A 13679-nucleotide genomic window follows, 5' to 3' on the forward strand; every position below is an offset into this window, starting at 1 on the left:
CCTTTTTGTCTCATTGTTTAGACATACGCCAATCTACATCATGACTCCCAAGAAAATACTCATCATTGAAGGTGTGGAGCTGACCCGTATCGGGTTGCGCACATTGATTTTAGAAAAAACCGAACACGAAATTGTAGGCGAAGTCGGCTCAGCCGACGAAGCTAAGGCCCTTTACGACCAGACTTCTCCCGACCTGGTCATCATGGACACGATGCTGCCGGACTGTAGCGGTTTGTCGATTTGCCGATATATTAAAGAGTCTGCCAAGCCGGCTAAGCTTTTCCTGATCAGCTCTTGTCCGGATCGCCAGTGCATGATCGAAGCCTTCTCACTGGGTATCGAGGGCTACGTGCTGAAGGATATTTCTTCTTCTGAGTTAATTGATTCGTTGATTCAAGTGCTTGCTGGTAAGCCGGTTTTGGCACCGGAGATCGCCGAATGCGTCGTGGAGCACATGCGCAGCGGCAAAGGCAGTGGTCAGCATGCACACGAGATTGACTCCCTCAGTGTTCAGGAGCGCCGGGTTTTGGAACTGGTCGCCAAGGGGATGTCCAATCGCCAAGTAGCCGACCAGCTCGGATTGAGCGAAAAGACGGTGAAAAACTATTTCAGCAGCGTGCTCAGTAAGCTCAATGCAAACCGTCGCACGGAAGCCGCCGCAATGTTCTGGGACTACCAGCAAAAGAGCTTTGGCAGCGCGAGCCCGTTTGCCACGGTCGGCAGCGGTTGCGGCTAAACCGCACGAACAACATCTTTGCAGCCGGGGCCTTCTGAGTTTTCAGGGCCCCGTTTTGCGTTTTTGAGTAATCGAGCTACTGGATGTTCATTTCCTCGTAAAGCGGGCGCAGCACGCTTTCGAGCTTTTCCAGGGCACGCTTCTCGCGCTGGGAAACTTGCTGATGGCTGATGCCAACCTCCTGGGCGATCTCCGAGAGAGTCCACTGGCGATTCCCTTCGTTGAGGCCGAAGCGCAGGGCGAGGACTTCGCGTTGCTTGTCGGTCAGCTCACTCATCAAGCCGCGTAACGCGGCATGAAGGTCTTTGCGGGAAAGGCGCTCGTGCGGGTCTTGGGCCAGATCGTCTGCGAGTTGGCGCGGGGCCTCGTCGTCATTGGTGGGGGCGTCCAGGGGCACACCGGGGCTCAGCAACTCGTGGAAGGGGCTAAGCTCTTCAGCACTGCGTGGAGAGGGGTCCCCCGGGCGTTTGGCCTTGTCGCTCTCTTCGCGGCTTTTGGCTTCGTTCCCTTCGCGCAGGAGGCGGGAGGCGAGATTGATGGGCACATGCACGGGGAAGCGTTCGCCCATCAGGTAGTTACGGATTTGCCGGGTGATCCACGTGCGGGCATAGCTGCCAAATGAAGCACCGGAGTCCTCCACTTTATCGATCGCGTGGATGAGGCCGAGTGAGGCCTCCTGATAGGCGTCCGGGCGTTGGCCAGGATCGAAAACCTGCCGGTTTACCAGCTTGTGCAACAGGGACTGGTAACGACGAAAGAGAATCGTCTGGGACTTCTTGTAGCGGTTGTGCTCGATCTTCATTCGGTGGAGCAGACGCTCCTTGAGCTCAAGCCACTCGCTGAAATTAAGGGTTTCGCCCATGGGCTCGGCGAGGCCGTCGAGTGACCATATGCGGATGATTCGCTTGGCTTGGTTGGCGGGGAATCGGCCACGGTATTGGCTGATGACCCACTGGGCCAGTTGCTGCTTGTATTCGACCAGAAGGCTATCAAGCAGGGACCGCAAGTTGATGCCGCGGCGGGGCAGGGGCAGGGACAATGCTTCCAAGCCTGGCTGATAAAGCTCCTCCCATTGTGGAATGCGAAGAAGGTAGTCTATCTGCACGCGGTGGCGTGAAATGGTCTTACGGCAGAGCCGTTCGCTGACCTGATCGTCCTTGCTCTGAACACGTCCGAGACCCGTCATTAGATGCGGGCGAACAGACCTGTCTTCGGCGCTCATTGTTTCTAGGGTGTGAGAGGATTAGAGGGTGGTGCCAGCAGCGGCACCGGGGTGAATACAAACGTGTCTAAAAGTCCTAAGTAAAAGAAGGCGTTGCCTTTCTGGAATTAATATGCATCGAGAAGTGACCTTTTTGCCACACTGAAATTCAGTTTCAAGTAAATTAGTAAGCTTACTGAATATATCACCTTAGCTTTCTAATGTTGGAATAATTTTCCCAATTATAACATTTTCCAATGCACGACGTTCATAAAACGAGCCTAAGCGATGCGCTTTCCCGCTTCAAGGACATGAAGGAAAAACGGGATTATACCTTGCAGGAGATTATGCAAGCGATTGATGATAAGGGTTTTGGCCTTGTCCTTATCCTCCTCAGTCTCCCGAGCGCCCTACCGGTTCCCGCCGCTGGGTACAGTACGCCGTTTGGCTTGTTGATGCTCACCATCGGCGTTCAAATGCTCAAAGGGCGGCACACGCCCTGGCTACCCGATAAAGCCAAAAAAATGTCTCTGTCGTATGGGTTTTTCCAGAAAATGATTACAGCTGCGACCAAGTTTCTCGGTTTTTTGGAGCGTTTTATCCGTCCACGCCTGCGCTTTGCCACTCAGCCAATGGGGCGGCGATTCCTGGCAATACTCGTCATTGTCATGTCACTGCTGATGACGCTGCCCATCCCCGGCACGAACACGTTTCCTGCATTCGTGATCTTCCTGATCGGTGTCTGCATCAGTGAGGAGGATGGCCTGCTCGCGCTTGCCGCGATGGCGGCGGGGCTGTTTGCGCTGCTAATCTATCTGGCGGCGATCTACTTCCTGGCGCACTATTTTTCGGAATATGGCTGGGATGGCATTCACGAATTTCTCAGCATGGTTAAGGGCTACGTAAAAAGCCTACTTGGGATGGAGCCCGAGGCCGAGTAGCTACGACTTGAGCTTTAGCGCCTTGAGGCGCAACGCGTTGCCAATGACGGATACCGAGCTGAGGCTCATCGCGGCGGCGGCGATCATCGGGTTGAGCAAGACGCCGATCAACGGGTAAAGAATGCCCGCGGCCACCGGCACACCGACGCCGTTGTAAATGAACGCGAAGAACAGGTTCTGCCGGATGTTTTTCATGACGCCCTGGCTCAGCGCGCGCGCTTTGACAATGCCTAGCAGGTCGCCGCGAACCAGCGTGACGCCCGCGCTCTCCATGGCGACATCGGTGCCCGCGCCCATGGCGATGCCAACATCGGCCGCTGCGAGGGCAGGGGCGTCGTTAAGCCCGTCACCCGCCATGGCGACTTTTTGGCCGGCCTTTTTTAAGCGCTGCACTTCGTCGTGCTTGTCGGCGGGTTTCACGCCGGCGTGGAACTCATCAATGCCAACAGCCTGCGCAACGGCTTGTGCCGTTTGCTCGTTGTCACCCGTCATCATGACGATTTTCAGGCCCTGCGCATGTAGCTGGGCGATGGCGTCTTTGGTGGTTGGTTTGATTGGGTCGGCAATGGCGATTAGCCCGGCAAGCTTGGCATCACGCGAGACGTAGATGACGGTCTTGGCCTCACGGGCGAGCGCTTCGCCGCGAGCAGCCAAACTGCTGTCGGGCTCGTTACTTTGCATGACAAAGTTAATGCGGCCTACACGGACGGTTGCCCCGTCGATGGTGCCCAGCACGCCATCGCCGGTCTCGGAGTCAAAGTCGCTCACGCTCGCCAGTTCCACGCCGTCCTTTTCAGCACCCCGGATCACGGCCAGGGCCAGCGGGTGTTCGCTCTGCTTCTCGATACTGGCGGCCAGGCGCAGGAGCTCTTTGTCTGAAAAACCTTCGGCGGCAACGACGTTGGTGACGTTGGGTTGGCCTTCCGTTAAGGTGCCGGTTTTGTCGATGATAAGCGTGTCGATTTTCTCCAGAGTTTCGATTGCCTCGGCGTTCTTGATTAAAATGCCTTCCCGCGCTGCCCGGCCCACGCCAACCATGATCGAGATGGGCGTCGCCAACCCGAGCGCACAGGGGCAGGCGATGATCAGCACAGCCACCGCATTGATCAACGCATAGGACAGCCTCGGCGACGGGCCAAACGTGGCCCAGCATATAAATGAAAGCACCGCGATTGCGATGACCGCTGGCACGAAAATACCTGCCACTTTGTCTGCTGTGGCCTGGATTGGCGCACGGCTGCGCTGGGCGGAGGCAACCATGCTGATGATGCCGCTGAGCAAAGTGTCGCTGCCGACTTTTTCCGCAACCATCGTGAACGACCCGCGTTGGTTGAGTGTGCCGGCGGTGACGGTTTCGTCCGGTTGTTTTTTGACCGGATCGGGCTCGCCGGTGATCATCGACTCATCGACGGCACCGGAGCCGTCGAGCACCTTGCCGTCCACCGGGACCTTGGCACCGGGCTTGACCCGCAGAGTTTGGCCAGCCTTCACCTCTTCCAGTGGCGTTTCCTTTTCCTCGCCTCGCTCATCAACAACGATGGCGGTGTCTGGCGTCTGGTTCATCAGGAGCTGTAGCGCCTCGCCGGTTTTTCCCCGCGCGCGCGCTTCTAACATTTGCCCGAGGAGCACGAGAGAGATGATCACGGCCGCCGATTCAAAATAAATGTGTGCCTGCCCGTGTTCTTTGAAGGCGTCGGGCAAGATTCCCGGGGCAATCACCGCCAGCGCACTAAACGCGACGGCCGCACCGACGCCAATCGCGATCAGCGAAAACATGTTGAGATTCCACGAGACGATCGATTTAAAGCCGCGCACGAAAACAAAGCCGCCTGCCCACGTTAGCACGGGGATGGTTAGTGCAAGTTGTAGCCAGCCGTTGATCGCCCCTTTGAAAAACGCGACGTCGCTCAGCGCGGGTAGCATGGGTAGCATTGCCAGGAGGAAGACTGGTATGGAGAATATCAGCGACCCATAGAAGCGCTTGCGCATGTCGCGATACTCGGAGTCATCCACGACGCCGGTTGGCTCCTTGGGCTCCAGCGCCATGCCGCAAATGGGGCACTCGCCGGGGCCTTTTTGCTCGATCTCCGGGTGCATCGGGCAGGTGTAAATTGCGTTGGGGTCGGCTGGCCCGCTGGGAGCTTTACTCTGATGCCCGTGGCAACAGCTGCCATGCTCTTGGTGCTCGTGATTGTGGGCCTCGTGATCATGATCGGCGTGGTGGCTGTGATCGTGATCGCATTCTTTGTGCGGATCGTCGCGATGCGCAGGTTTGTCGTGACCACCGCCGCAACAGCTGTGTTCCTTTTTAGTCTCAGCCGCTTGATGATGGCAGTCGTCATGGCTGTGGTCGTGATGTTTTCCAGGTTGGGAGCCCATAGATGCTGGAAGAATATTCCAGTATCCGGGTAATCCGCAAGATCAGAGCAATATCGAAAATCGCCTTGCGCTTTTCGGACGGACATGGGAAAAAGCGCACTTTACGGAACACGGATGGGTGGCAGAGTGGCCGAATGCGGTGGTCTTGAAAACCATTGACGCGCAAGTGTCCGGGGGTTCGAATCCCTCCCCATCCGCCATTCTATCAGGGCTTTAGCGGTTGACTGTCAGTGGAATTCAGTAAGAATTTGTCCGCAAATGCTGGCAAAACCGAAACGTCCGTCTCTCCCCAAACCTTCTGTTTTCAAGAACGCCACCACCGGCCAATGGGTGTGCGAATTCTACGAATTTGACGATAAGGGAAAGCTCAAGGCCAAGCGCAAATCCTTCGTCCGCGACCTAAAGCGCGAGGGTAAGGAAGCCACCTTGACCGAGCAACGCTCAGCCGCACTTGCGATGCAAGAAGCAGTCTTGAAGGAACAGAAGGAGCGTGAGCGTTTAATTCGGCGTGAACGAGAGCAGACCTATTTGACTGCACGTCAACTTAGAGAAGCGAAGGCCGCTTTTGCTATCTTTGACCAGATCCCCGATCGCAACAAAAGTCTCGTAGATGCGGTGATTCTCTACCGTGAGCATCTGAAATTGGCGCAAGATAGCCCATATCTAGATGACTGCGTTAACATCTTCCTAGCCAGAAAGCAGGAGGCCGTTGAGAACGACCATTTAAGCAACGAGACCTACAAGACCCTTAAGAAGCATCTAAACCCAATTGTGGGGCATCTTAACGGTTCTGATGCGCGGGTTAAAATTGGAGACGTGACCGCCAAGATGTTGATTCGCTTCTTTGATAGCCTGGATGTCGGTGTCAGGACACGACGGAATTACATCACGAGCGCCAACACTTTTTTCAACGATGCCTCCAACCCGAAGGACGAGCACCGTTTCATCGACAAAAATCCGATGGATGGCGTGTATGTCCACTATCAGAAATCCAACGGCGCAAAATCCCTGAAGACAACGAGCAGCCAGCGAAAGACGCCAAAGATTCTGCAATTGGAAGAATCCAAGCGAGCCTTGCAGGTTGCCTATGAGCAACGTGAGTATGGGATTTTGGGCTTTGCCGTCTGCGGCCTATTTCTCGGAATGCGCCCAAGCGAGGTCTTTGACCTTGTGAAGCAGCAAGATTACTGGGAGCGTTTTGTTAAGCTGGATGAGGGGATTGTTCGTGTTGATGGTTTTGGCAAGATGCGCGACCAGCGCATCATCCAAATTCCTGAGAATGCCAAAGAGTGGTTGCGCCTAATTCGGGACAATGATTGGCCTCTTTGTTTCAAATACGATCCCGACGGCGATAACACCCGATATGCAAATTTTCGAGCGCTTGCTTATCTGCCGGAAGGTGATGGCCAGCATTACATTGATTTGCGCCGTGCTCGCAAGCGTGGCGTTAAGAAGACCAAAGCTGAAAAGGAGTTTTCCGAGTCCTGCCGGAAGAAGTTACTGGAATATCAGGATGTGCTCCGCCATACCTGCGGCACGAACCTCTACTATAATAGTGGCTTCGATAAAAACCACACAATTGAGCAGCTAGGCCACAGTGCTGATGTATTTGTAGAGCATTATCGGGGCTTGCTGGATCATCCTGACGACCACACGGCGTATTTTGCCCAGACGCCTGGCTTTTGTTTACCAAAATGAAAGCTTCGCCCACAATCTTTGAATAAGGGCGAAGCTGTATTTAATTACCTTAATTTAAGCTATATCTATCCAACGTCTCCGTTTCGGTATAAACACACTACGAATTATTGCCAGTGGGCACGCCTTTGTAAACAAGGTCATCGAAGCCTGAGGGCCTCCAGGTATCGCCATGCTTACCACCTACATAAAAATTAAATACCACAACAGATTTAGTTTCTAGGCTAGTAGGAGCAGACATATGTTTCACTTTTCGCCCTTGCATTAGCAACAGCATACCCTTTTCTGCGTATATCTCCTTTGTTTCGATTGTTGACGGCTTGTTGGGATGGTCGCGCTCAATTTCGACTATGAGTGGGCCCTCCGTATTTGTAGTTGTGTATAGTAATACAGTTATCCCATTAGTATCCTTGTGCCAACCGATCGTCCCCCCGCCAGGAGGATAGGACTTTATGTTGATATCTGAATCTGGATACGGGGACAAAACGACCGGCTGCAAGGTCACCAGTGAAACCAAAGGAAGAATAGCATAGTATATGCCTTCAAGGATCGGAAAATGCGCCCTTATGTCATTCCCTTTGAATATGTGATGCTTATATGCCCCCCCGTAATCAAGTTCGCTAACAGTTCCCTGTTCTGTATGGTCGACCAAATCAACCTTTCGTAAGTTGATAAGATCGGACATTCCAGTATTTATTTTATCGCATGATTTTGCTAACAGAAAATTTGGTATTGTTGTAACGAAATCATAGGCGTATTCGTGTCTTTTTTGGTCTATGTTAATCATCCTCTTTTGTCATTTGAGTTTATAATTGGTGTTTTTGTTAATTCTAATTATTGTTTTCATCAAGTGTTCCAACATTGCGCCACCAGCGAATTCTGGTCCGGCATATATCCCGTTGGCTATTGCAACATGCTCATCGGTCGCCTCATGCATTTCGCTCTGTGTTGGACTGGAGTAGAATCCGGTCAATTTAATACGATTTCCAATTTGCTCTATTATAGACTTCACAAAATTTAGTTTAGCTATATCTACTACTCTATGATGGAATTTTATATCATTCATTAGGAATAGTTGAAGGTTGTCTTGGTTTGCAAAATGTCTCATCTCATCAGTTATAGATGTAAGTTCTTCTCTGATTTTATTGTTCCCTTTTGCTATTTTGCTACATTCGTTTGTCGCGTGCACTTCAAGCATTTGGCGCACTTCAAACAACTCTTGCAGGTCTGATTCTGTGAATTCTCTGACACGGATTCCAACTTGGGGAATTTGCTCAACCAGTCCCTCGAAAACGAGAGCGTTGATTGCGTCCCGAACGGGAGTTCTCGAGATTCCAAGCTTTTTTGCGATTTCATTTTCTGAGAAAAGTTGACCGGGTTTTAGCTCGCCACTTGTGATTTCGTGGCGAAGTTCCTCCAAGGCGCGGGATTTTCTAGTTACCACTTAAAATAACTTATTGCTATGTTGTTTGTAGATTTGAACTTTCCTATCCGGGAAAATCTGCATCTTAGATCGAATTTCATTAATTCGCAATTTATCTACTTCCGCTATAGCGATTGTCTCATCGATCGTGGAGCAGGTAGCTGATAAGACTCCGTATGGATCAACAATTCTGCTGTTCCCGCAGAACAAAAATCCCTCATCGGCCCCGACCCGATTGGATGCGATCAGGAATAGTTGATTTTCTATTGCTCTTGCACGAGTAAGTATATCCCAATGATCTTGTCGGAGAAGCGGAAATGCAGCCGGAACTATGATTGCATCAACTTGATCCAATGCATAAATTCTGGATATTTCTGGAAAGCGGATGTCATAGCAGGTCATCAGTCCGAAGCGCACACCTTCCAACTCACAAGTCTCAAGCGACTTGCCGAATCCAATATAATTTTGCTCACAAATTGGGTCTGCTGTTATAAGGTGTGTCTTTCGGTATTTATTTACAAGATTTCCAGATCTGCCTACCACGGCAATTGTGTTATAAATTGTCTTATCCGTTTTTTCAGATAAACCAATAGCTACGTTAATATTGAACTTTGAGGCTGCTGCTGCAATTTCTTGAAATGGCCCATCCTCCCAAGTGGATGCGGTCTTAACGATAGTTGGCATATGGTAGCCCGTATCGCTCATTTCTGGAAATACCGCCAAGTCCGCAGACTGCCTTGAGCATTTCTCGATGTTGCAAATAATATTTTCAATATTTTGCTCTACATTACCGGACTGGCAATCACTTTGAACTATTGCTATTTTCATGGGATTCCGTGCTTTCTGTTTGTTGTTTATCTAGTTGATCGTAGGCATTTACTAGATTGCTGTATATTTGATCTTGAAGAATATTAATATCGAAATTCTTTCTTATTTCTGACTCGTTAATTTTATATGTAAATATAATTGGAAATAGTGCAAATGCGTGAAACAGTGAAGAGGGGTAATTTTCTGCTAAACTTGATGAATATGACTGATTAAGGGTCATCGCGACTGCATATCCAGCTACACATATATTAATTATTCGATATGCTATTGTTACGGCATGACTACTTAAGTCCTCGGGGGCCTTCTTTATCATTTGCCTCCAACAGCTAAAAAAGCCTCTTGTTTTTGTTTTCTCTTCCAAGATCGACAGATAAAGACACCGCACATATACATTTCGGTTAGCTGACGCCGCGACTTTTATTGCTCCATACACGATAATTAGCATCAATACGCATTTTAGGGTCTCCAAAAGGTCAGAGTGCCCACTTTTGCCTGCAACGACCCCTAGTATTGCGAGAGTGCCAACTAGTATGCCTAAGCGCATTTTCACATAGCACTCAACCAGAGCGGCATTTGCCTCAAAATCAAGTCGCTGGCTTTCGTTCATGCTGGTATACTAGTATACTAGCTGCATTTTGCAAGAGCTTTCTTCATTTTTTTGATGGCGGACAAATAGGCACATATACGCTCAGTTAAGACCTTGCGCATTCAGTGCGAGAAAGGGCATTTCAGGTGCTTTTTTAGAAAGTCAGAGCCTTGGTTGAGCATGGTCGCTCAAGTCCTCCTCCAACTGCTTCCAACTGAAGAGGTAGACGTGCCCCCTGCCATTGGGGATTTTATAGCAACTGATGACGCGATCTTTGACCCATCGGCTGATGGTGTCCGGCGACTTCCCGAAGCTCTTGGCAACCTCCTGAATTCCTAAAAGTGGCGCTTGAATGGAGGTTACATCTTCAAGCGTGGATTTGAGCGCCTTTATCTCATTCCGCAGTGCAGTGAGTTCCTGAACAACGTCCCGCTTTTGAGGAGTGCCCAAAGAATCAACTGTGTCTACGCCTTTCACGCATAAGAATACGTAAACCCAGCGCTCCCATCCGGTCTCAGGTAAACTTTCTAGGGGCCTGTATCTTCTTTAGGCAACTGTATGCCGATGGTTTCCACGACCATATCAGCTTGTTGAGGATTGTCTAAGGGTGACTCCCAGACGGTGGTGAGGCGTTGGAGATCAAACAGCCGGGCAAGTTCGCCGAGGTTCCATCCCTGAATTGAGATGGTATCAACGGTGGAACAGGTGCAGTGAATGGTAATCAGGCTTGGGTGTTTCATCTGCAATAACCCGATGTAGGCATAGGGATACGAGAATTGCGCACCTTGGCGGGAAATCAATGTCAATCGGCTGGCGACCAAGCCATCGCCTTGAATTTCAGCGTAGGGGCGTCCATCAGCGGGGCGCTCAGGTGGAGGCCCCTCTGGCTGCGACGGGATAACGGGTTTTCTATAGGCTTTCTGACGATCAAATAAATGGCGTTTACCGCTCACGGCCTCTCCTTTGAATAAGTTGATGCTGACGGGTTGGTATAAAAGGTGGCGGCCACGGCGGTGGCTTGGCCCGAGGTAGAATACGTTTTTGAGCCGTTTTTATCCGGTCACGGGTGTGTTGCTGGATGATGGAGCGGCCCACTCGCTGGATATGTTTCTCTTGGACCTGATCCACCAAGTCTGTTGCGGTGCGGCGATCCTGATCCCGTTGGACTGCTTTCAGGAGTCGGCTTTTATCATCGGTGTAAATGTAGGCTTCGTGTTTGGCGCGACTCAAACCCACGTAGGCCCGGCGCATGTCCGTGGCCCCGTAGGATTCTTTGCTCATGGCGAGCATGACCGTATGCACTGTTTTGGCCTGGGAAGCGTCCGCTGTGATACAGACTCCGTGGGACAGGTGGCCGTAGTTTTTGGAAATTTCCTGACCGTTTTTGAGTTTGATGTCCCCATCCGCTGTAAAGCCTGCCACGTCCTTGAAATCTCCATTGTTGAGGCGGTATTTATCCCCTTTAGCATTCTTGCCGTAACCATTTCCAGTGACGCGAATCCTGTCTCCTTTGGCGATTTGAATAGTTGTTTTCCGGTAGACGCCAAAATGCTTTGCCCGATGCAGAGGGAGTTCAAGGGGCGGCAGTCCGGGATAGTCAGAGAGCATTACCTTTTTGTGCTCCAGATCAACATGACTCACCTTGTAGGATTTGCCCCGTTTGATGTCTTTGAGGTTCTGGCGGAACTTCACCGTCATGCCCGGCTCATAGTAAGCGGCTACGGTCTTTTCTTCCTCAGTCCATCCGGTATCAATGAGGCGCTTAAATTCCCGTTCCTCGCCCCGGATTTTGCCCCGTGCTTTGAGTTCGGTGCGGATGGCGTTGGTGACTTTCTCGCCCTCAGAGTGCGTCGGTGAAATCACCAACACATCTTTCCCGTGGCGTCCGATCTTTTCCGCTGACTTATCCGCGTAATCGTGGGCGAGTTGTTGATAGCGGTCGTCATCGTCCAGTTCCTTAATGGCGTCCAACGTATCCAGCTTTTGAAACCCAGTTTTCATGTCGCCGTCGGAGATGGATTGGACGGCGGCTTTGAGACCCTTACATTTCTGGCGCTGGATGGTTTCCAGTCGAGCGACGGAAAGTCCGGCGCGTGCCTCCAGAAGCTTGAAGGCGTCACCCCGTGGCACCGACCGGATTTGCGTGGGATCACCGGATAGCACCACCTTGGCGGCCCCTTTCTCGTTGGCAAGTTTAAGCAGTTGCAAGGTCGCCTGATTGCCCAGCATCCCGGCCTCATCAATCCAAAGGACATTGCCCTTGAGGTCTCGCTGAATCACGTCATCCATCAGGGTTTTGGCGATAGTGTCAGCATTCTTAAATCCTTCCCGGCGCAAGACGCCGCGAGAGGCTTCTGCCGTGGGCGCACACACCACCATCTTGCGACCATTCTTTTCGAGACCCGCCTTTACTTCCTGCATGAGCGTGGTCTTGCCCGTGCCCGCACGGCCCACCAATCCCGTGACCCAATCCGTTGATCGTAAGACGTGCAGAACGGCGGCTTTTTGTTCGGCGGTATCGGCATCAGGATCGCGAAACAAAGGTTCCTGGAATTGATACTCTTTAGGCACCAACGGGGGTCGTGTGCCGCGTCCATCGCGGATGAGGCAACACAGCTCCGTTTCCTCCCGCAATATTTCTTTGGTGGTCACGCGCCGCTCGCCTTCAATGGTGCCGATCAACAGGCGGTCATCCTCCCGCACTTGATACGTTGCCGCCTCCACCGACGTGCGCCCCACACTGCGCTGCAAGGTGGTGGCGAGCAGACGTTTCTCCGAACATTCAGAAGTCCGTTCAAAGTTGTGACCAATGGCGTGATTCAGTGCCTCACCAACACTTTGACGATCTATGATGGGCGAGGGATTGTCCCGCGTCCTTGCCGCCCGAATTATTTTAACCAGTGCCCGTCGTTCAGATCGGTGCAAGGCGCGATCCCAATGCGCCCGAATCTCCGGCATATTGAGATCATGATTCTTGAGGCGGCGAATCAGCGTGTTCAGTTTGTCTTTCTCTTTGGCAGAGGTAATTCCGCGCCGGATTGCTTCGGCGTCAATCTCCTGTTTGCGCCGGGAAAATCGGTTTTTTATGTCCAGAGGAATGCCCGTGATCTCAAAGGCGTCTTTGGTGGGCGTAATGTCGTAACCGAGCTTTTGAAGCTCCTGAGCGAGGCGCACATGGTAGGCGGCCTGATAGTAGGGAGCCTCGCGCATGACGGGTTCAAACTGGCCCGCTTTCCAACAGTTTTCCTTGGCATCAAAGGTGGCGTTCATCGCAAAGACATGCATGTGTAGATGCGGGTCGGGCATTCCTTCTTCCAGGTGCTTTGAACCTTCCGCCGGACGGGTGGTAAAATGCGTGAAATCCGCCCAGACCATATTGCCTGTGGGACGATCATAATTGGCCCCGTCTTTGCGCACCCGCGCGTGCATATCCTGCTCGATTTCCTGCATGGTATCAAAGACCGCGCGGCGCATGGCTTTGACGATTCTGTTGTCCTGCGTAATGGCGTGAAGAACCGAAATGGTCTTGCTCACGTCGAAAGTAAAATCGTAGCCCGGACGGCGATCTTCTTTATTGCTGAGAGTGAGTTTGCTGCCGTCTGGTTTCTGGTTCTCCAGCAGCTTAAAGAAGTCTTCTTTTTTTACCTCACCGGAGAGTCCCAACCATTCAGCGGCGCGACCGCCCCAGCACCCGGCGATTTCCTGACCTTCAAAGTAATAATCGCCTTTGGTAAGACTTTCATTGAAATACTTCTTGGCCGCTTCAACAGACGTGCTTTGGGTTATTCTCAACATGGATGCGGGTCTCCGGTCAAGGCTCTAGAATACGTTCAAAAGTGTATCCAGGGTGAGGCCTTGTCTCCCGTTCGTGGTTACAAAAGTTAGTCTCA

At 51.8% G+C, this 13679-nt stretch carries 13 protein-coding genes and 1 tRNA gene; 5 read left to right on the top strand and 9 right to left on the bottom strand.

Annotation, left to right across the window (positions count from 1 at the left end; all coding sequences use genetic code 11):
- Positions 1–40: 40 nt before the first annotated feature.
- Positions 41–736: a LuxR C-terminal-related transcriptional regulator gene (locus tag O3S85_RS00465; protein WP_269536997.1), complete on the top strand. Its 696-nt coding sequence runs from the start codon at positions 41–43 to the stop codon at positions 734–736.
- A gap of 76 nt (positions 737–812) precedes the next feature.
- Here the strand turns inward: O3S85_RS00465 and O3S85_RS00470 are convergent, their stop codons facing one another.
- On the bottom strand, positions 813–1958 hold the full coding sequence (locus O3S85_RS00470; protein WP_269536998.1) for a sigma-70 family RNA polymerase sigma factor: 1146 nt from the start codon (positions 1956–1958) through the stop codon (positions 813–815).
- Positions 1959–2194: 236 nt separating this feature from the next.
- On the opposite strand from O3S85_RS00470, the gene O3S85_RS00475 reads away from it, so the two are divergent.
- Positions 2195–2878 carry an exopolysaccharide biosynthesis protein gene (locus O3S85_RS00475; RefSeq protein WP_269536999.1) on the top strand — a complete coding sequence of 228 codons (684 nt, stop codon included), beginning with the start codon at positions 2195–2197 and terminating at the stop codon, positions 2876–2878.
- Here O3S85_RS00475 and O3S85_RS00480 read toward each other — a convergent pair whose 3' ends face one another.
- The gene (locus O3S85_RS00480; RefSeq protein ID WP_332107524.1) at positions 2879–4975 is read right to left on the bottom strand and encodes a copper-transporting P-type ATPase; all 2097 of its coding nucleotides are present in this window, start codon (positions 4973–4975) and stop codon (positions 2879–2881) included. It lies immediately after the preceding gene.
- Positions 4976–5035: 60 nt separating this feature from the next.
- Here O3S85_RS00480 and O3S85_RS00485 point away from each other — a divergent pair, with 60 nt between their 5' ends.
- From O3S85_RS00485 to O3S85_RS00495, 3 genes are all read left to right on the top strand, one after another.
- Positions 5036–5290 (top strand): hypothetical protein, encoded by a 255-nt coding sequence (locus O3S85_RS00485; protein WP_269537842.1) that lies wholly within the window; start codon positions 5036–5038, stop codon positions 5288–5290.
- A gap of 79 nt (positions 5291–5369) precedes the next feature.
- Positions 5370–5457: transfer RNA gene (locus O3S85_RS00490), tRNA-Ser, on the top strand.
- A 58-nt stretch (positions 5458–5515) separates the two neighbouring features.
- The gene (locus O3S85_RS00495; RefSeq protein ID WP_269537000.1) at positions 5516–6955 is read left to right on the top strand and encodes a tyrosine-type recombinase/integrase; all 1440 of its coding nucleotides are present in this window, start codon (positions 5516–5518) and stop codon (positions 6953–6955) included.
- A 97-nt stretch (positions 6956–7052) separates the two neighbouring features.
- Here O3S85_RS00495 and O3S85_RS00500 read toward each other — a convergent pair whose 3' ends face one another.
- The 7 genes from O3S85_RS00500 to mobF form a co-directional block, all read right to left on the bottom strand.
- Complete coding sequence (locus O3S85_RS00500; protein WP_269537001.1) at positions 7053–7739, bottom strand: hypothetical protein; 687 nt, start codon at positions 7737–7739, stop codon at positions 7053–7055.
- Positions 7740–7748: 9 nt separating this feature from the next.
- Entirely contained in the window at positions 7749–8372 is a 624-nt protein-coding gene (locus O3S85_RS00505; protein ID WP_269537002.1) for a GntR family transcriptional regulator, read from the bottom strand.
- 24 nt (positions 8373–8396) lie between these two features.
- On the bottom strand, positions 8397–9203 hold the full coding sequence (locus O3S85_RS00510) for a nitrilase-related carbon-nitrogen hydrolase (protein WP_269537003.1): 807 nt from the start codon (positions 9201–9203) through the stop codon (positions 8397–8399).
- The gene (locus O3S85_RS00515; protein WP_269537005.1) at positions 9178–9810 is read right to left on the bottom strand and encodes a hypothetical protein; all 633 of its coding nucleotides are present in this window, start codon (positions 9808–9810) and stop codon (positions 9178–9180) included. Before O3S85_RS00515 ends, O3S85_RS00510 begins: the two co-directional genes overlap by 26 nt.
- A gap of 141 nt (positions 9811–9951) precedes the next feature.
- Positions 9952–10266, bottom strand: a complete 315-nt coding sequence (locus O3S85_RS00520) for a MerR family transcriptional regulator (RefSeq protein ID WP_269537008.1) — start codon at positions 10264–10266, stop codon at positions 9952–9954.
- Between the two features lie 50 nt (positions 10267–10316).
- The gene (locus tag O3S85_RS00525) at positions 10317–10742 is read right to left on the bottom strand and encodes a hypothetical protein (RefSeq protein ID WP_269537010.1); all 426 of its coding nucleotides are present in this window, start codon (positions 10740–10742) and stop codon (positions 10317–10319) included.
- Entirely contained in the window at positions 10732–13584 is a 2853-nt protein-coding gene (gene mobF, locus O3S85_RS00530; protein ID WP_269537012.1) for a MobF family relaxase, read from the bottom strand. The genes O3S85_RS00525 and mobF overlap by 11 nt, the downstream gene beginning before the upstream one ends.
- Between the last annotated feature and the right edge of the window lie 95 nt (positions 13585–13679).

It is taken from the genome of Cerasicoccus sp. TK19100 (genome assembly GCF_027257155.1).
Taxonomy (GTDB): domain Bacteria; phylum Verrucomicrobiota; class Verrucomicrobiia; order Opitutales; family Cerasicoccaceae; genus Cerasicoccus; species Cerasicoccus fimbriatus.